The 18,322-nt window shown below is 40.2% G+C and carries 17 protein-coding genes; 8 read left to right on the top strand and 9 right to left on the bottom strand.

From position 1 onward, the window contains the following. Positions 1–114: 114 nt before the first annotated feature. On the bottom strand, positions 115–1,710 hold the full coding sequence (locus BT797_RS09675; RefSeq protein WP_075471864.1) for an isocitrate lyase: 1,596 nt from the start codon (positions 1,708–1,710) through the stop codon (positions 115–117). Positions 1,711–2,000: 290 nt separating this feature from the next. Between BT797_RS09675 and BT797_RS09670 the strand changes: the two genes are divergently transcribed. Then, positions 2,001–2,948: a LysR family transcriptional regulator gene (locus BT797_RS09670; RefSeq protein ID WP_075471862.1), complete on the top strand. Its 948-nt coding sequence runs from the start codon at positions 2,001–2,003 to the stop codon at positions 2,946–2,948. Between the two features lie 6 nt (positions 2,949–2,954). Here BT797_RS09670 and BT797_RS09665 read toward each other — a convergent pair whose 3' ends face one another. The 6 genes from BT797_RS09665 to rsmE all read right to left on the bottom strand — a co-directional run bounded on the left by BT797_RS09665 (position 2,955) and on the right by rsmE (position 7,146). Continuing rightward, the gene (locus tag BT797_RS09665; RefSeq protein WP_075471860.1) at positions 2,955–3,608 is read right to left on the bottom strand and encodes a Rossmann-fold NAD(P)-binding domain-containing protein; all 654 of its coding nucleotides are present in this window, start codon (positions 3,606–3,608) and stop codon (positions 2,955–2,957) included. A gap of 33 nt (positions 3,609–3,641) precedes the next feature. After that, positions 3,642–4,166, bottom strand: a complete 525-nt coding sequence (locus tag BT797_RS09660; RefSeq protein ID WP_045111616.1) for a DUF2937 family protein — start codon at positions 4,164–4,166, stop codon at positions 3,642–3,644. 77 nt (positions 4,167–4,243) lie between these two features. Next, entirely contained in the window at positions 4,244–4,690 is a 447-nt protein-coding gene (gene ruvX, locus BT797_RS09655; RefSeq protein ID WP_045111615.1) for a Holliday junction resolvase RuvX, read from the bottom strand. Between the two features lie 54 nt (positions 4,691–4,744). Next, entirely contained in the window at positions 4,745–5,326 is a 582-nt protein-coding gene (locus BT797_RS09650; protein WP_045111614.1) for a YqgE/AlgH family protein, read from the bottom strand. A 119-nt stretch (positions 5,327–5,445) separates the two neighbouring features. Next, on the bottom strand, positions 5,446–6,399 hold the full coding sequence (gene gshB, locus BT797_RS09645) for a glutathione synthase (RefSeq protein ID WP_075471858.1): 954 nt from the start codon (positions 6,397–6,399) through the stop codon (positions 5,446–5,448). A 15-nt stretch (positions 6,400–6,414) separates the two neighbouring features. After that, a complete protein-coding gene (gene rsmE / locus BT797_RS09640; protein ID WP_045111612.1) occupies positions 6,415–7,146 on the bottom strand; it encodes a 16S rRNA (uracil(1498)-N(3))-methyltransferase in 732 nt (243 codons plus the stop codon). Between the two features lie 349 nt (positions 7,147–7,495). On the opposite strand from rsmE, the gene dsdA reads away from it, so the two are divergent. The 3 genes from dsdA to BT797_RS24570 all read left to right on the top strand — a co-directional run bounded on the left by dsdA (position 7,496) and on the right by BT797_RS24570 (position 9,933). Beyond that, positions 7,496–8,824, top strand: a complete 1,329-nt coding sequence (gene dsdA / locus BT797_RS09635; RefSeq protein WP_075471856.1) for a D-serine ammonia-lyase — start codon at positions 7,496–7,498, stop codon at positions 8,822–8,824. A gap of 177 nt (positions 8,825–9,001) precedes the next feature. Further along, a complete protein-coding gene (locus BT797_RS09630; protein WP_254796130.1) occupies positions 9,002–9,649 on the top strand; it encodes a LysR family transcriptional regulator in 648 nt (215 codons plus the stop codon). Between the two features lie 29 nt (positions 9,650–9,678). Further along, positions 9,679–9,933, top strand: a complete 255-nt coding sequence (locus tag BT797_RS24570; protein ID WP_254796129.1) for a LysR substrate-binding domain-containing protein — start codon at positions 9,679–9,681, stop codon at positions 9,931–9,933. Positions 9,934–10,027: 94 nt separating this feature from the next. Here the strand turns inward: BT797_RS24570 and BT797_RS09625 are convergent, their stop codons facing one another. Continuing rightward, on the bottom strand, positions 10,028–11,317 hold the full coding sequence (locus BT797_RS09625; RefSeq protein ID WP_075471854.1) for an alpha/beta fold hydrolase: 1,290 nt from the start codon (positions 11,315–11,317) through the stop codon (positions 10,028–10,030). 603 nt (positions 11,318–11,920) lie between these two features. Here BT797_RS09625 and BT797_RS09620 point away from each other — a divergent pair. The 3 genes from BT797_RS09620 to BT797_RS09610 all read left to right on the top strand — a co-directional run bounded on the left by BT797_RS09620 (position 11,921) and on the right by BT797_RS09610 (position 16,607). Then, positions 11,921–14,125, top strand: coding sequence for a M4 family metallopeptidase (locus tag BT797_RS09620; protein WP_075471852.1), 2,205 nt, complete (start codon positions 11,921–11,923; stop codon positions 14,123–14,125). A 59-nt stretch (positions 14,126–14,184) separates the two neighbouring features. Continuing rightward, complete coding sequence (locus BT797_RS24565; RefSeq protein ID WP_075471850.1) at positions 14,185–16,062, top strand: M20/M25/M40 family metallo-hydrolase; 1,878 nt, start codon at positions 14,185–14,187, stop codon at positions 16,060–16,062. A 119-nt stretch (positions 16,063–16,181) separates the two neighbouring features. Further along, positions 16,182–16,607: a GNAT family N-acetyltransferase gene (locus BT797_RS09610; protein WP_045111606.1), complete on the top strand. Its 426-nt coding sequence runs from the start codon at positions 16,182–16,184 to the stop codon at positions 16,605–16,607. Positions 16,608–16,673: 66 nt separating this feature from the next. On the opposite strand, the gene BT797_RS09605 is transcribed toward BT797_RS09610, so the two are convergent. Next, positions 16,674–17,282: a LysE family translocator gene (locus tag BT797_RS09605; RefSeq protein WP_045111605.1), complete on the bottom strand. Its 609-nt coding sequence runs from the start codon at positions 17,280–17,282 to the stop codon at positions 16,674–16,676. A 108-nt stretch (positions 17,283–17,390) separates the two neighbouring features. On the opposite strand from BT797_RS09605, the gene BT797_RS09600 reads away from it, so the two are divergent. Beyond that, complete coding sequence (locus tag BT797_RS09600) at positions 17,391–18,317, top strand: LysR substrate-binding domain-containing protein (protein ID WP_045111604.1); 927 nt, start codon at positions 17,391–17,393, stop codon at positions 18,315–18,317. The last annotated feature ends 5 nt before the right edge of the window (positions 18,318–18,322 follow it).

Below are 18,322 nucleotides of genomic sequence, written 5' to 3'. Positions count from 1 at the left end.
ACTCAAAGATTGTTAGCTTATCGCTAAAACGCAAAAAACCAGCCGAAGCTGGTTTTTTCATATTAACTGACTCTTATTATTTAACTGATAATAAGCTCACAATAAGGTTCTAAATTAGAACTGGTTCATCGTGTTATCTTTACCGCCTGCTTTCAGTGCTGCATCACCAGCAAAGTATTCTTTATGGTCATCGCCCATATCAGAACCAGCCATGTTTTGGTGCTTAACACAAGCAATCGATTGACGGATCTCTTTACGTTGAACACCTTTAACGTAGCCCAGCATCCCTTGATCACCGAAGTATTCTTTCGCTAGGTTATCAGTTGATAGCGCTGCTGTATGGTAAGTCGGTAGCGTGATTAGGTGGTGGAAGATACCAGCTTCACGTGCTGAATCAGCTTGGAATGTACGGATTTTCTCATCAGCTTGAATTGCTAATTCCGTGCTATCGTATTTCTCGTTCATTAGATCTGCACGATCATATGCTGAAACGTCTTTACCTTCTTCAAGCATGATATCAAATATTTGCTGGCGGAAGTTTAGTGTCCAGTTGAATGATGGCGAATTGTTGTAAACAAGTTTTGCATTCGGTACAACTTTACGGATCTCATCAACCATTGCGCCAATTTGACCAACGTGTGGTTTCTCAGTTTCAATCCATAATAAGTCAGCACCGCCTTGTAGAGACGTGATGCAGTCAAGTACACAACGCGCTTCACCCGTACCTTGTTTAAATTGGAATAAGTTACTTGGTAAACGTTTAGGGCGTAATAATTTACCGTCTTTCTTAAGAATCACATCGCCATTGCCTAGCTCTGCTTCTGAGATCTCATCACAATCAAGGAACGAGTTATATTGATCACCAAGGTCACCAGGTTCATTCGTTACAGCGATTTGTTTTGTTAGACCAGCACCGAGTGAGTCAGTACGCGCAACAATCACACCATTATCGATACCTAGCTCTAGGAATGCGTAACGAACGGCATTGATTTTCGCAAGGAAATCTTCGTGTGGCACGGTTACTTTACCGTCTTGGTGACCACATTGTTTTTCATCAGATACTTGGTTTTCGATTTGGATACAACATGCACCAGCTTCAATCATTTTTTTAGCAAGTAGGTAAGTTGCTTCCGCGTTACCAAAACCAGCATCGATATCAGCAATGATTGGCACAACGTGAGTCACGTGATTGTCAATCTTGTCTTGTGTTTCAGCAACTTTAGCTGAGTCGCCCGCATCTCTTGCTGCGTCTAGTTCGCGGAATAAACCACCTAATTCGCGTGCATCGGCTTGGCGAAGGAAGGTGTATAGTTCTTCAATTAATGCTGCAACAGATGTCTTTTCATGCATTGATTGGTCAGGCAGTGGACCAAACTCAGAGCGCAGTGCAGCAACCATCCAACCAGATAGGTAAAGGTAACGACGGTCAGTATTGTTTTCAAAATGTTTCTTGATAGAAATCATTTTTTGTTGACCGATAAAACCATGCCAGCAACCTAAAGATTGCGTGTACAATGAAGAATCATTATCGTAATTTTCCATATCAGCGCGCATAATATCAGCTGTGTATTGCGCAACTTCAAGGCCCGTTTTGAAGCGGTTTTGAGCACGCATACGCGCTGTATATTCAGGGCTAATTGCCGCCCATTTAGAACCTTGTTCAGCTTTTAGTGTAGCTACTGAATCGATATCATTGTTGTATGTTGACATAGCAAATCCTTTACAGTGATCAAGTGATGATTAAATTGAAACGCAATGATTAAAGCCTTTTATTCATTTGCGTTTTGATGAGTTGATATTAAACGTTCAATTGATATTTAGTTAGTTTATATTTTCTATAGTCATCATTCACATTGTGAATATATAAGGCTGTTAATTTATCTTATTTGTGGTGTACTCTGGTTATATCGTTAGATATGATTAAATTTTATGTCATGTAAGTTGCTATATCATTGAGATAGCATTGTTTTATTACTTTTATTGTTGTGGGTATTTATTTTATGAATATATCAGGGATTGATCTTAATTTATTGATTTACTTTGATGTTTTGTTGCGTGAAAAAAACGTAACTCGTGCGGCAAGTATGCTTAATATTACCCAACCGGCAATGAGTAATGGCTTACGTCGGTTGCGTACTCTCCTTGACGATCCTGTTTTAGTGCGTACTTCTGGTGGTATGACCCCGACTGAAAAAGCACGTAAATTAGCCCCTGTGATCAGAAAATTATTACTCGAACTAGAAGAAGCCTTACAAGAAGAAAAAGAATTTGATCAAAATAGTCAGCGGGTTTTTCGTATTATGGCCAGTGACTATGCAGAATCAACCTTGATACCTAGGCTATTGAGTAAGCTAAATAAAGTCGCACCAAATATGACTGTGGATATTATGACGCCCTCTGATGTGACCTTCCATGATGTAGAGGAAGGCAAGATTGATATGGCGATTAACCGGTTTGATGAATTACCACAATCGTTTTATCAAAAAACCTTATGGTATGATTCGTTTACTTGCATGATGAATGCAGATAATCCGATCGTAAATAAATTTAATTTGAATCATTATTTAGCATCAAAACATGTGTGGGTATCTAAGACTGGTTTTGGTGTTGGTGTCGGGATGAATCCACATGATGTGCAAAAATTAGGCTGGGTAGATGAAGCACTTGATCGTTTAGGTAAGAAGCGTGATATTACGGTATTTACGCGTAATTATAATGTCGCGATGCAACTGGCGTTGCAAGATGAACTAATAGCGACATTACCGACTCAAGCTGCGCTTATTCATAAAAGTAACAGTAACTATACTTTGCTTGAACCACCATTCCCGATCCCTAATATTGAATTGAAAATGATTTGGAGTCCGTTATTGCATCATGACGCTAGCCACATTTGGTTCCGCCAACAGGTTCTTGAAGCGGCAACGGAACTACGTGCAGATAATAAATAGGTGCGATTAATATTGTTGGATCTCTAAGCTACTTATCACGTGATGGCCACTTGTTACTTGCTGGCTTAATTGATACATAGCATTAGCAAGCTGGTCGATGCTTATCGGCTTTTGTTGCTTTAAAAGGGTCACGGGAAAGAGGGACAATACGGCCAGTGGGTAATAAGCAATAGCTTCCATTAATCTAAACTCATCACGTTTACCGTGTAATAGGGTTGGTTGATAAAGATATAGGGCTGAGAGTGGTAACTGACGTAATAACAGCTCTGTTTCACCTTTAGTTTGTAAGTAACTACTTACAGACTTAGCATTGGCTCCAACAGCGCTAATGACATGTAATTGTGCTTTAGTATTATTTGCTACCCAAGTACCAAAGTTAACAATATAGTCTTTATCTACTTGCCTAAATGCGGCTAATGAACCCGCTTTTTTACGTGTTGTACCGAGGCAACAATAAGCACTGTTAATGTCGACTGCAATAGATAAATTATCAAAATTGGCTAAATCGATAATGATTTCCGTCACTTTATTTTGATGCGCAAACTGTGTCGGTCGATAATGCAGGATATAGATATTCTCAATCGTCATATCATTGAGTAGCTGCTGCATTAACTGGTTGCCTGTTGCCCCTGTCGCGCCGACGATAATGACATTTTTCATGATAATTCCTTCATTTATAGTTCTAAAACACAGCTAAGCAGATTTATTACCGCGAATATAAAAGCGGGAAAACATTAGCGTTAATAATTTTAAACTGAATAGCCAAAATAGGTTTAGCGTTGTCCCGCCAATTAACCCTGTCAGTATTGCTGCTTGGCTTAATGGTATACCTGGTGTGAAAAGTGATAAGGTATTTTCAGCTAATTGACTGTCGATGCGAGTAACAAAATAAGTGAGTTTATTTATATAACTACCTTCTGTTAGGATCACCAAATCGGTCGCTAATTTAGGTAATGATAGCTGTAACGTGAGCACTTGCTTACCTATTTGCTGAACAGCTGGTGCTGGGCTAGATTTAAAATCAGTGATGAGCGTATCGAGCTGACCATTAAAATTGGTATCGGCAATTAATTGAAATTGCTGTAGTTGGTTTTGTTGGGCGAGGTAATAACCGGAAAGTTGCTGGCTGTAGTGATCAATAAACTGCGGAAGTTGCATAAATAACATGACGCCAATGGTAAATAATAAGCGTTGTAGTAAACCATGAATAAACGTCATATTGCGCGCGTCCTTTGCGATGATTAGACCCTGTAAATCTCTACAGAGTCGTGCTTACAAGTTATAGCTATTTACCGTTATAACTCTGCGCCATATTGCGATTCCATCCAGCCTTCTAAGATCACCATCGCTGATGCACTATCAATAGCGCCTTTTTGAAGGGCTTTAAAACCACCTTCTTCAAACAAACGAGCTTTGGCATCTTTTGTAGTTAGACGTTCGTCATGCATTTCTGTTTTCACATTAAAACGGCCTGTTAAACGATTGGCAAATTTAATCGCACGTTTGGTGATGTCTTGCTCGGTACCATCCATGTTGAGAGGTTTACCCACGATCACAAGATCGGGTTGCCACTCTTTAATCTGTTGCTCAATTAAATCCCAGTCCGGGATGCCATCATTGGCTTTAAAAGCCACAAGTGGCCGCGCTGTTCCTGTGATCTCCTGACCAACGGCGATACCAATACTTTTTGTTCCGAAATCAAAACCAAGCAGGGTTCTTTGTCCGCTTTCTGCATTACTCATATTTTTCTCCGTAGGACTCTTTATACCCAAGCTACTTCAAGATGCTGGTATATATTAAGAATGACCTACCTGACTCGATAATTGGCTGACGTCGATACCTATTTTTTGCACGGCCTGTTCCCAACGTTGGTGCACAGGCACTTTAAATAAAATATTTTCGTCAGCGTTAATAGTTAACCAACTGTTGTCGGCAATTTCTTGTTCTAACTGCCCTTTCGTCCAGCCTGAATAACCTAACGCAACAATATAATTTTCGGGTTGTTTTTTAGTGCCAAGTGTTGCTAATACATCTAATGATGAGGTGATCATTAATTCATCATTGATTTGTAAGCTCGAGCTAAAACCAGGATAGGCCGTATGTAATACAAAACCACGGTCTTCAGATACGGGACCACCTTTAAATACCAGATCATCGATGACTGTTTTCGGCTCGGCAGGGGAGGCTGTCTCATCGTCTAGATCAGCTTCGACTGTTTGTGATAATAACTCGTCGACAGAAATATTGACGGGAAGGTTGATGATGATCCCCATCGCTCCTTCGTTGTTATGTTCACAAATATAGATAACAGAGCGTTCGAAAATACCATCTTTCATGCTCGGCATCGCGATAAGGAAGTGATCTTGCAAAGAGTCCATAGGCCTATCTTTTATTGTTAGCTGTGAATGTTATTATGGCAGAAAATCATAGCTTAATTGGTTAAATTGATTATAAGCTATGATTTATTTTATTCTTCATTTACGCGTGGGCAGGTAAATTAATTTTTCTTTAAACGTGCTTCAATTGCATCCATCAACATACCTGTGATGCTTACGTCATAGGCTGCTTCGATTTCGCGGATACAAGTTGGGCTTGTTACATTGATTTCAGTAAGCTTGTCACCAATCACGTCTAGACCAACAAAAATTAAGCCTTTTTCTTTTAATTTAGGCCCTAATGCTTTGGCAATCTTCCAATCACTTTCTGATAATGGGCGTGCAACACCACGACCGCCAGCGGCGATATTACCGCGCGTTTCACCACTTGCTGGGATACGGGCTAGGCAATATGGTACCGGTTCGCCATCAATAACTAAGATACGTTTGTCGCCATCTTTAATATCAGGAATAAATTTTTGTGCCATGCAGTAACGTGTTTCATGTTCAGTCAGTGTTTCGATGATCACGCTGACGTTTTTATCTTGTTCGTTAAGACGGAAGATTGATGCGCCACCCATACCGTCAAGCGGTTTTAAGATCACATCTTTGTGTTCTTTATGGAATGCACGCAATTTGTCTTTACGACGTGTTACTAATGTTGTTGGCGTGAATTCGCTAAACCATGCTGTGTATAGTTTTTCATTGGCATCACGTAGACTTTGCGGTTTGTTAACGATTAATGTGCCTTCGTCTTCGGCGCGCTCAAGCATGTAAGTTGCGTAAACGAATTCACTATCGAACGGAGGATCTTTACGCATTAATACCACATCAAGATCGGATAATAGGTGATTTGTTTCTTCACCTAACTCGTACCAATTCGCTGGATCTTGTTGTACTTTCAATGAACGGGACGCAGCATATGCACGGCCTTCAAGCAGAAACAGATCTTGCATTTCCATGTAGAAAAGTTCGTAACCACGGTTTTGCGCTTCCATTAACATTGCAAAGCTAGAATCTTTTTTAATGTTGATGTCTGCAATGGGATCCATCACGATGCCAAGTTTAATTGTCATATTCTTTATCCTATCCTATCCTAAATCGCCAAAGCGGCATTGTAATGCGGTGATCGCCGTTAATGCTGCTGTTTCTGTTCGTAATACTCGAGGACCTAATAACGTTTCTTCAAAGTTAAATTGTTCTGTCATGCTAATTTCATCCGCAGATAGACCGCCTTCAGGACCGATTAACAAACGCACGCCATTTTTAGGCTCGGGTAAGGTATTAATGCTGTATTTTGCGCGTGGGTGCAGGTTCAATTTGAGTTCTGTTGTTTCTTCTGCCGCCCAGTCTTTTAACTGTTTTGGTGCTAGTACTTGTGGTACGTAATTACGACCACTTTGTTCACATGCAGAAATGACAATTTTTTGCCATTGCTGTATTTTTTTCTCTAAACGTTCACCAGAGAGTTTAACACCACAACGTTCACTAAAGAGTGGCGTGATAGTTGTTACACCCAACTCGACAGATTTTTGGATAGTGAAATCCATTTTATCACCGCGTGAGATCGCTTGACCAAGGTGGATCTTAAGTGGTGATTCACTGTTAATATTTTGGAATTCGTCAATCTGAACTGTCACTGATTTTTTCGTGGTTTGTTCAATTGTGGCTTGGTATTGGCCACCTTTACCGTTAAATAAAGTTAGCGTGTCACCTGTAGTCATACGTAACACACGACCAACGTGGCCTGCGCCGTCTGGTGATAATTCAAAGCTAGAACCCACGATTAGTTCGCCGGATTCGAAGATGCGAGGATGACGCATGCTGTGTACCTTTATTTAAATATGTAGTTAATAAAATGATTATACCCACTTTTTTTATTAGCAGATAAAATTTATCCGTTAACAAATAAAATAGTTGTAGGTTACAGCAGTAACCTACAGTGATCTCTGTCTCGTTACTGGCATCGTCAGATTCATCCTAAGGTTAAAAATTGATCCTTTGTTCGTTTAAGCGGGGTCGATGCATACTAATTATCTTGAAATAATGAGTTATTGACGATCGCAATTAGCAACCTTAAGTGTCCTATATTGGCACTGTGATGGATGGTATTTTACTGTTCATTTTACTATTTATTTTACTATTTATTTTACTGTTTAGTTAAGGCATATGATGAATAAGACCCGGAACATACAATTAATAAATGAATTTCCATTGTTGGAATCGCTGATAGATCTTAAACCACTGAGTTGGTTTAATCCTAAAGCGACAAGTTATGCCGAAGCTTTACCCTATGTTGGCTTAACTGCTGTGGATGTGAAGGAGGCGAGTGAACGTTTGCTGCGTTTCGCTCCTTTCTTTTGTCAGGCATTTCCTGAAACACTGCAGAGTCACGGTATTATTGAATCACCGTTGCAGACAATTTCGGCTATGCAAGCGGCGCTGAGCAATTACTATCAAACGGCATTACCAGGTCGCATGATGATTAAGTTAGACTCTCAATTACCAATATCGGGTTCAATTAAAGCGCGGGGTGGTATTTATGAGGTTCTGCAGCATGCCGAAAAACTGGCAATTTCAGCAGGTCTACTTCGCTTAGAAGATGATTATAGTAAGATTAATTCGGAACAATTCAGGGCATTTTTCAGCCAGTATAAAATTGCAGTCGGTTCAACCGGAAACTTAGGTTTATCTATTGGTATTATAGGCGCCAGCTTAGGGTTTCAGGTTAGTGTGCATATGTCTGCGGATGCTCGGCAATGGAAAAAAGATCGCTTGCGTAGTCATGGCGTAAATGTGATTGAATATGAATCAGACTATAGCATTGCGGTTGAACACGGCCGCGAAGAAGCGTTACAAGATCCGTTCTGTCATTTTGTTGATGATGAAAACTCTACATCGTTGTTCTTGGGTTATGCGGTTGCCGGAGAGCGATTAAAACAGCAATTTATTGAGAAAGATATTACTGTTGATGGCCAACATCCACTCTTTGTTTATCTCCCTTGTGGTGTGGGTGGTGGTCCTGGCGGCGTTGCTTTTGGTCTTAAGCTGGCTTTTGGCGACAATGTTCATTGCATTTTTGCGGAACCGACTCATTCACCGTGTATGTTATTAGGCGTTTATACCGGACTCCATGATCAGATCTCTGTTCAGGATCTCGGTATTGATAATATTACAGCTGCCGATGGTCTTGCTGTTGGTCGTGCTTCGGGTTTTATCGGTAAAGCAATGGAACGTATGTTAGATGGCTATATTACGTTAACAGATGCGGACATGTATCAGTTATTAGGGCTGATTCATGACACTGAGCAGCTTAAGCTTGAACCTTCTGCACTGGCAGGAATGCCGGGGATAGTGCATGTGGTCAATAATTCAGATTATCTTGAGAGGATGCAACTTCGTGATAGTTTGGCGAATGCAACACATTTGGTGTGGGCTACCGGCGGCGGTATGGTGCCAGATCAAGAAATGACAGCCTATTTACAGCAAGCTAAAAATTGATTCTTCATAACGCCTAAGATTCCTTATTTCGGCTTGCCCTGTGGGAGACTCGCTTGAATAACAGTACTGCGTTACAATATTTTAAAATGGAATAATCGTTATCTGCATATTGTGCCTTGTTCTGATATCCCAGCGAGTCTCTGATATAGCATCTTGAAGGAGTTTGGGTATTAAGTTATGGAATTAACATTCGGCAGTCACAAACAGTTTAGCGGTAGCCAATTAGCTAACTTGGATACCTTTGTAAAAGCAGCGCAGCACGGTTCATTCACGCAAGCGGCTGAGGTGCTTTTTCTCACCCCCAGCGCAGTCAGTCATCGTATTGCTAAGTTGGAACAAGAACTCGGCTTTAAGCTGTTTCATCGTTTGCATAAACAGTTGAAACTGACGGGTGAGGGCGCGAGATTATGTCGTAGTTGCGAGCGGTTGTTTAACTCACTGGATGAAGAGTTAAATGATATTCGCAGTAATGAATTATCAGGTCGTCTGACAATCTATGCCCGTCCTTCTATTTCACTGTGTTGGCTGGTTCCTCGGATCCATGATTTTCATCGCCTATATCCGGCTATCCAGTTGGATATTCTTACTGGTAATGACGATATTAATTTTCAGACTCAGTTTATTGATGTTGCACTTTATTATACATCTGGTCCCTTTCCTGGATTATCGAATATTGAATTGATGTCCGAGGAGGTTACGCCTGTCTGTTCTCCAGCTTATGCCGAGTTACACGACCTTATTGATAACCCCGGAAATATTCGCAACTGCAGCTTATTACATGATTGCAAGGCATGTAATAAGCTGCTTACAATGCGGAATGGTTAGAATGGACTGAACGTCATCAGATACCTGAAGTGAATTATAATCGCGGTTTGAGTTTTGACCGTTCAGATCTGGCGATGGTTGCTGCTATTAATCATGCAGGGCTGGCTATCGGGCGTAAACGGCTGGTAGATAAACATTTACGTAGTGGTGAATTAATTGCTCCCTTTCCGGCACTAATTAGTCCTGCAACATATCAATATCATGCCGTATATAGCGCAGATATTACGCCCAATCCAAAAGTGAAGGTGTTATTAGACTGGTTACAGCAACAGGCTGAGCTGTAGTCGCGTTTTTAAATATGACCTATAGACAAAAGTGGTATCACCTGCATTTTATTAACGGGTGATACCAGTATCAGAGGGTGTATCAGTGCTATTATTAGCGGAGAGTAGCACCCTTATTTAAGTCGATCAGTTTACTCAATACTTTGTCACCGTCCATACGGATACCATTATGTTCGAACTCTGAGGTTAACCAGTATTTTAGGTTGTTTATACGTGCAACTGTTTCCAGACTGTATTGCATGTCGACATACATATCTTCGCTATAAATTGCAGCCGCAACCGGTACTTGGTTGTTTTTAAGTACCTCTAGATCGTAAAGATCTGACCAATCCTCTTTTTCAGCTAACTGTTGCGCCGCTTCTTGCAATGGTTTCAAGTTATTGAATTGCTCGAACATCCACGGATAAATCATTTCACCAGTGAATAAGAAGGGCTGGCCTGCTTGATAATTAAATTCAGCATAGTCTGCACGAACGCGATGGGCAGCCCAGTTTGATGCTTGTTGCTGGCAATAGATAGACTCATGCAGTAAGGCAAAAATTGGATTGGTATTGTAATCAAGGAACTGACAGAACTGTGCTAAAAATAAAGGATTAACTTGGGTGCCTTTTTGCGTAGTGATAAGCGCTTGTTCAAGTAGGTAATAAACCGCTTCAGGGCCTTCTTCCATACCTAGGTTAACGCCAAGTAGTTGTAGCATTTCAACTGTTAGCTTTTCACCTGTCGCAAGGTAAGTATCGTGCTCGGTAATGTGTGTTGCTAATGCAGCTACAAGGTCTTGCGCATCGCTAAAGCGTGTAAAGAAGTCGTTATTTTTCGCCTGTACGCGTTTATAGGTGGCTTGATACACCTCATCGGCAGGGCGTGTCAGTGATGGTAATCCACCAGTGATGAAAGCTTGTGTTAATCCTTCTGGCGCAGCGGTTAAATAACGTAATACACAGAAGCCACCAAAACTTTGGCCGATGATGCTCCAGGTATTAAACGGTGATAATTGTGCTCGGATTGCTTCGGCATCACGGACAATATTATCCGCACGTAAATGACTTAGGTAGTCCGCTTGTTCACTGGTAGTTAAGTGATTAAGACTTACCGAACTGATTGGTGAAGATAGCCCAGTGCCACGTTGGTCGAGTAATAATACGCGGTATTCTTGTAATGCGCGCTTGATCCAACCGGCATTTGCCATCGGACGTACCGCACCAAATCCAGGACCACCTTGAAAATAGACCAAATAGGGCAGGTCTTGATCTTGTTTATCTGGCGCGACAAGTTCACGTACAAATACGTCAATCGTGTCACCGTCAGGTTTGTTGTAATCAAGTGGCAAAGTGAATGTATGCTTTTGTGCAACTAAGCCGCTTAATGTGAGATCAATTTTCATGGCAATCCTTTGTTCGCAATAAGGTAATGATGGAGAGCATTGTAACCCTAATTTAGTACTAAGTATTAATATTTAATGGCTGCCGATTAAGACTTATCAAATCAGAAATCATCTTGTTTTAATAAATCCAGTGCAACAACTCGATAACAATGTGTAAATATATATTTACGTTTTGGTGGCTGTATTACTTCACCTAATCTTTTATACATATGAAATACATTTCAATAAAGTAAATAAAGTTATTTAATTACAATCTCTTACAGTTTTTAATTTAAAGTTAACACGTTTGTTTTTAATTTCAGTTGATATTTGAATTAATTTTCTAAAAAGATTGGCAATACCTAATTGTTAGTATATTGTTAATCGATTGGTTTTAAGTCATTCCCTAAGGTTGATACTTGTTAATAGTGTTAGCTAAATTTATTTGTAACTTTAGGGGGACAGATAAGCTAAGCATTGCTCAATTTATCTGCCATTTAGGTAGCACTGGCCATGTTGTAATATCCAGGGAATGTCTGAACGGATTCAGGTGTTGAGTGTTCGTTTTAAACAACACATTACAGGTGTTGTATCAGCAATCACAATATTTAGATGGAGACTACAATGAATAAAATAAATAAATTTATTTTAAGCACTATAGCGCTAAGTATTCTTAGTTCCACCACTACAGCTACCGCCGCTCAGAAGATCAATTTACGTGACAATGTTCAACAATTATCAGCAATATCTTCAGCAACAACATCTATTACTGCTCCAAATACAGCTCAGTTATTAGGACTAGCCAGTAATGAAGGTCTTAGTGTGGTCAAAACTTATCTCGATAGTGATGGTGGTGTTACCACGCGTTATCAACAGATGTTTAATGATATTCCAGTTATTGGAGACCATGCAATTATATCTCGTTATTCTGACGGTACTATTAAGAATGCTCATGGTGCTGTTGTTTATGGGATTACCACTGATATTATCAATACCACGCCTCGGATTGCAGAGAAAACAGCGTTAGATAAGGCTAAAATGCTCAGTGCACCGGCTAGCCCCCTCCTTGTAGGAGACTCTGTCAGTGTAGAAAACGAAACGTCAAAGCTAGCCATCTGGCAAGACGAAGATGGAGTTGCCCGTTTGGTATATGAAATTAGCTTCCTCCAGCATAGTGATAAACCATCGCGTCCTTACTATATTATTGATGCGCAAACTGGTGAGGTATTAAAGCATTTCAATAATCTGCAAACTGCCGATGCCACTGGCTTTGGTGGCAATGAGAAAACGGGTAAGTATCATTATGGTACTGATTTCGGATACTTGAATGTAGGGCAGTCTGGTAATAATTGTATTATGAATAATACGAATGTTAAAACCATTAATCTAAATCACGGTACTAATGGTTCATCGGCGTTTAGTTTTACCTGCCCTGAAAATACAGTTAAATCAATTAATGGTGCTTTTTCTCCGCTTAATGATGCCCACTACTTTGGTGGTGTGGTATTTGATATGTATAACGATTGGATTAATACTGCGCCGTTATCTTTTCAGCTAAAAATGCGGGTGCACTATAGCAAAGACTATGAGAATGCGTTTTGGGATGGTACGGCGATGACCTTTGGTGATGGTGAATCGTACTTCTATCCATTAGTAAGTTTGGATGTTTCAGCTCATGAAGTTAGTCACGGTTTTACCGAGCAAAATTCAGGATTGGTTTATGAGGCTAAATCAGGAGGCTTAAATGAAGCTTTTTCTGATATGGCTGGTGAAGCTGCTGAATTTTTTATGAGTGGTACTAATGACTGGCAGGTCGGTGCTCAAATATTCAAAGGTAACGGTGCATTACGCTATATGGATGAACCGACCAGAGATGGAAAATCTATTGATCATCAATCCAATTATAATTCAGGCATGGATGTGCATAATACTTCTGGTGTATATAACAAGGCTTTTTATAACTTGGCAACGACAGTTGGTTGGGATACAAAAAAAGCCTTTATTGTTTACGCAAAAGCCAACCAACTCTATTGGAGCGCTAATACTAACTGGGATGAGGCTGGTAATGGTGTTATGGATGCGGCCTGTGATTTAGGTTATAGCACTGATGAGGTTAAAGCTTCATTAGCTGCGGTAGGCATTAATTCTAATGCCAGTCCTGGTACTAGTTGTGGCGGAACGACACCTCCTGATAGTAAGAAAATATTAGAAAATGGGGTTACGGTAACAGGTCTTGGTACTGACAGTGGTGATGAGATTATTTATACAATGGAAGTTCCTGCAGGTGCCAGTGACATTCGTTTTAGCATGAGTGGCGGTAACGGAGATGCAGATCTTTACGTCAAGCTTGGCTCTAAACCGACAAATCGTATTTATGATTGCCGCTCTTATGCTGTAGGAAATGAGGAAAGTTGTGATGTTACGGCATCAGGTGGGACTTACTATATCCGAGTTAAAGCATATAGCGCTTTTTCGGGATTGAGTTTGGTCGGCAGCTATACAACTGGTAGTGGTGGCGGTAATGATGTAATCGACAGAACAGAATCTAATATATCTGTAGATCGCCAGCAGTGGAAACATTTCATTCAGGAACTAAATGGAGGTTACGCTAGTTTCACTGTAACAATGTCAGGTGGCAGTGGTGATGTTGATCTTTATGTTCAGCATGGTGCTGAGTCTTCACCTGAACGATATGATTGTCGCCCATATGATTTAGGTAATGATGAACGCTGTACCTTTGATGCACCAAAGGCGGGTACATGGTATATAGATCTTTACGGTTACAGTACTGCATCTGATGTGGAGCTAAATATTCAGGCAAATCCTTAAACATATCGTTCTTTATTTAGTAGGGGGATATTCCCCCTCTCTTATTCAGGTAAAATTCAATGAAAAATTTATCTTATACCTTGCTTCTATTAGGTTTAGTTTCTCTATCGACGTTGGCTACAGAGGCTGAAAAAAATATTGAGACACCACAACAGGTGTGGATCACTTTAGGGTCAGATGCTTACAAATTAATTAACCAGAAGCATCACGCTCAGTTTAGCCTAAGTCAGAACAATATGCTAAACGCTGGTAATAGTGAGATTGCGTTGGTCAGTATGAGTGAAGACAAAATAGATCAGCTCAGTGAACTTATGCACCACAAATTTAACCGCTGTGGCGGTTTCTTCTTCCATGAAACGTTTGAGCAAGCACAGGTATTTGCCAGTGCACCAGCGCAAATCGAAACACAGATAATGGTCAATTACACTATTAATAACACAAGTGGGGTTGATGCCTTGGTGAGTGAGTTATCAGCAGATAATTTAGCTAATACAGTTAATACCTTAAGTAGTTTTCATAATCGTTATTATAACAAACAGACCGGGGTTGATGCTGCTATGGAAATCAAGAATAGCTGGACGGATATTGCGGGTGATCGTGCCGATATTAAAGTGGAATTTTATAACCACAGTTGGCAGCAACCGTCGGTTATAGCAACTGTAGTTGGTAGAGCAGAGCCTAATGATATAGTGGTTATTGGTGGACACCTTGATTCTATAAATCAGTCGGGAACCTCAGACCGAGCTCCTGGTGCAGATGATAATGCTTCCGGTATATCTGTGGTTACTGAAACGTTAAGAGCATTAGTTGCTAGTGGATTTAAGCCTAACAAAACGGTTAAATTTATCGCCTATGCTGCTGAAGAGGTCGGCTTACGAGGTTCTAATGCTATCGCACAGGATTTTAAAAGCAGTGGTAAAAATGTTATTGGTGTGGCTCAGTTTGATATGACAGGACATCATGGTACTGCAGAGCATGATATTGTCTTTATGACAGATTATACCAGTCGTGCGCAAAATCAGTTTATGAGTCAGCTTATTGATACCTATTTTTCTGATATCAGCTATGGCTATGACAAATGTGGCTATGGTTGTTCTGATCATGCGTCTTGGTATAACCAAGGATTTGCAGCATCAATACCATTCGAGTCAACCATGGGAGATATTAATACCAAGATACATACTGAGAATGATTCAAGCTTTGATGCTCAGCATGGAATAAAATTCGCCAAATTGGCAGTTGCTTATCTTGGTGAACTGGCCAAAGGTGGTACCGGTGATACGCCTCCTCCTCTTCCCCCACAAGATGATTTGTTAATAAACAGTGTAGCCAGAACTAATCTAACCGCGAATGCAGGGCAAGATGTCGTGTTTAGAATGGAAGTCCCAACCACTGCTACAAATATAAGCTTTATTATTAACGGTGGAACGGGGGATGCTGACCTGTATGTTAAATTTGGTTCAAAGCCAACAGATAGTATTTATGATTGCCGTCCTTACGCCGGAGGTAATAATGAAAGTTGTAATGTTACTGCATCGGGCGGTACTTATTATGTCCGAGTTAAAGGGTATAGTGCATTTTCCGGATTGAGTTTGGTTGGCAATTATATCGCTGGTAGTGGTAGTGGCAATAATGTAATCGACAGAACAGAATCTAATATATCTGTGGGTACCTGGCGGTGGGAACACTTCACTCAGGAGCTGAATGAAGATTACACTAGTTTCACTGTAACAATGTCAGGTGGTAGTGGTGATGTCGATCTTTATGTCCGGCATGGTGCTGAGTCTTCACGTCGTCGATACGACTGTCGATCAAACGACTCAGGTAATAACGAAAGCTGCACCTTTGATGCTCCAAAGGTAGGTTCGTGGTACATAGATCTTTATGGTTATAGCGCTGCATCCAATATTAAGCTAAATATTCAAGCGAATCCTTAGCTATATAAGGTATGGCCTTTCCTTTCGGTATATTTAATATCGTTTTATTTTGATTATGTTTATATCGTGATACTTTTAATCTAATTTGTTGATTATAAATGTGAAATGGAGTGGTCATTATGGATGAAAATTATAAAATCAGTGCTAATTTTGCGGATATGGATTTAGCGGTAATACACGAATTTATTTCGGGTACATATTGGGCAAAAGGAATTCCGATGAGTACTTTAAAGCGGTCGCTTGAAAACTCGTTATGTTTTGGTGTATTCACTCAAGCGGGTGAACAAGTGGGGTTTTCGCGGATGATCACGGATAAGGCGACTTTTGCCTATTTATCTGACGTGTTTGTACTCGAGTCGCATCAAGGTAAAGGATTAAGTAAATTACTCATGGCGGCTATATTAGATCATCCTGATTTACAGGGACTCAGACGCATGATGTTAGCCACCAGTGACGCCCATGGATTGTATCAACAATTTGGTTTTACAGCGCTGGCAGCGCCAGAGGTTTATATGGAACTGCATACGCCGTATTTGTATGAATAAAAATTGTTAGCTATGAAATAAAATAGCCTCAGTCCTGTAGTCGAGGCTAATATTATTTATTTGCGATTACTTCAGTGCGAGTAATGCGCCAAAACTAACAAGCCCAACCCCACACACCTGATTCAATCGTTTTCTAACACGTAATAATCGTGTCTGTAATGCCGCTGAAGTAAATAATATCGCTACGATGGCAAACCATATTCCATGTAGGAAAATCATATAAATACCGTAGATAAAGGCGTATGTATTGTCATTTGAGTCTGGTGAGATGACTTGGCTAAATACACTTAAGAAAAACAACATTGTTTTAGGGTTTAATACATTACACAGAAAACCTTGTACCAGATATTGCCAGTTTTTATTTTTTCGTTGTTCTGTCGTTGTGGTATTTAATTGGCTATCAGCAGAGTAGATACCTTTAATACCAAGGTAGATTAAATAGCCAGCACCTGCGTAGCGGATCATGTTATATAAAAATTCATTCTGTGAGATTAAATAACTAATACCAAACATTGAATAACTGATGTGCACGCAGATTGCGAGGCTAAGACCTAGCGCGGTAAAAATATCGGCTTTACGCCCATCATTAATACTGGTTTTTAAGACTAAAACAAAGTCAGCCCCCGGACTGATAACGATTAATATGCCTAATATAGCCAAGCTAAATATTTCCATAACGATTCCATTTATGATTCATAATTATTGATAGGTGTTCATTGTAGGTGAATTACAGCTTCGCTATAATCGAATAGATTTCAATTAATATGTGAGAAAAATTCACCAATGAGGCATTTAAAAGCATTCCATGTTTTTCATGTGGCAGCAGCGCTTGAAAGTTATAGCAAAGCTGCTAATAAGCTGTGTATTACCCATGGTGCGGTGAGTAAGCAGATTAAAACATTAGAAACGCACTTAGCGGTAAATTTGTTTTATCGTGAAGGGCGAAATGTGAAATTAATGCCTGCTGGTAAACTATTATCTGGATATACAGAGCAAGCATTTAATGCCTTGGAAGCGGGTGTTCAGCATGTTACTCAAGTTACGCATACACACTTAGAGGTATCGTGTGAGCCAACATTAACAATGCGTTGGTTAATGCCTCGCTTGAGTGATTTTTATCAAGAGAATGTCGATGTCGATGTACGATTATCAACAGCTGGTGGTCCTGTGATACTCGGCAGTAATGGTTTGTCGTTGGCAATACGACGAGATGACTTTCCACTATTGCATGACTACCAACAGACCCCCTTAGTTGAAGAGTGGGTTGGCCCTGTCTTTTCTCCTGAATATTGGCAACAGGTACAGAATGACGCTGGTAAGATTAAATTATTACATAGCCAGACTCGGCCGCAGGCTTGGGATAATTGCTTACAAGATAGCGCTGCATCATGTCTTAAAGTACAAAGTCTGAAGGTGCAAAGTGAACAGACATTTGCACACTTCTACTTTTGTTTACAAGCGGTGGTTGATAATTTAGGGGCGGCAATAGGCTCATACCCCTTAGTAATGGATGATCTACAACGTGGTAACTTAGTTGCACCGTTTGGCTTTACCCGTTCGGGCCATCGCTATATGTTATTAAGCCAAGATGATACTTTATTAGCGCAAGGCAATACTTTATTAGGTAAAGACAGTCAGCAGAATGTTTTACAGCGAAACTTCATTAATTGGTTACAACTAAATCTTGCAGCCTGTGTGCCAAATCAATAATCAGG

Source organism: Moritella viscosa (assembly GCF_900120065.1).
In the GTDB taxonomy this organism is placed as follows: Bacteria; Pseudomonadota; Gammaproteobacteria; order Enterobacterales; family Moritellaceae; genus Moritella; species Moritella viscosa.
This window is presented reverse-complemented; position numbering and strand designations above follow the sequence as displayed.

Excerpts from the sequence above, each read along its gene's own strand:
- ruvX (WP_045111615.1), bottom strand. The coding sequence starts at position 4,690 with ATGAGTAATGCAGAAAGCGGACAAAGAACCCTGCTTGGTTTTGATTTC.
- BT797_RS09610 (WP_045111606.1), top strand. The coding sequence starts at position 16,182 with ATGGATGAAAATTATAAAATCAGTGCTAATTTTGCGGATATGGATTTA.
- BT797_RS09600 (WP_045111604.1), top strand. The coding sequence starts at position 17,391 with ATGAGGCATTTAAAAGCATTCCATGTTTTTCATGTGGCAGCAGCGCTT.
- BT797_RS09665 (WP_075471860.1), bottom strand. The coding sequence starts at position 3,608 with ATGAAAAATGTCATTATCGTCGGCGCGACAGGGGCAACAGGCAACCAG.
- BT797_RS09625 (WP_075471854.1), bottom strand. The coding sequence starts at position 11,317 with ATGAAAATTGATCTCACATTAAGCGGCTTAGTTGCACAAAAGCATACA.
- BT797_RS09650 (WP_045111614.1), bottom strand. The coding sequence starts at position 5,326 with ATGGACTCTTTGCAAGATCACTTCCTTATCGCGATGCCGAGCATGAAA.
- BT797_RS09605 (WP_045111605.1), bottom strand. The coding sequence starts at position 17,282 with ATGGAAATATTTAGCTTGGCTATATTAGGCATATTAATCGTTATCAGT.
- BT797_RS09660 (WP_045111616.1), bottom strand. The coding sequence starts at position 4,166 with ATGACGTTTATTCATGGTTTACTACAACGCTTATTATTTACCATTGGC.
- BT797_RS09670 (WP_075471862.1), top strand. The coding sequence starts at position 2,001 with ATGAATATATCAGGGATTGATCTTAATTTATTGATTTACTTTGATGTT.
- BT797_RS09630 (WP_254796130.1), top strand. The coding sequence starts at position 9,002 with ATGGAATTAACATTCGGCAGTCACAAACAGTTTAGCGGTAGCCAATTA.
- gshB (WP_075471858.1), bottom strand. The coding sequence starts at position 6,399 with ATGACAATTAAACTTGGCATCGTGATGGATCCCATTGCAGACATCAAC.
- rsmE (WP_045111612.1), bottom strand. The coding sequence starts at position 7,146 with ATGCGTCATCCTCGCATCTTCGAATCCGGCGAACTAATCGTGGGTTCT.
- BT797_RS09620 (WP_075471852.1), top strand. The coding sequence starts at position 11,921 with ATGAATAAAATAAATAAATTTATTTTAAGCACTATAGCGCTAAGTATT.
- dsdA (WP_075471856.1), top strand. The coding sequence starts at position 7,496 with ATGAATAAGACCCGGAACATACAATTAATAAATGAATTTCCATTGTTG.
- BT797_RS24565 (WP_075471850.1), top strand. The coding sequence starts at position 14,185 with ATGAAAAATTTATCTTATACCTTGCTTCTATTAGGTTTAGTTTCTCTA.
- BT797_RS09675 (WP_075471864.1), bottom strand. The coding sequence starts at position 1,710 with ATGTCAACATACAACAATGATATCGATTCAGTAGCTACACTAAAAGCT.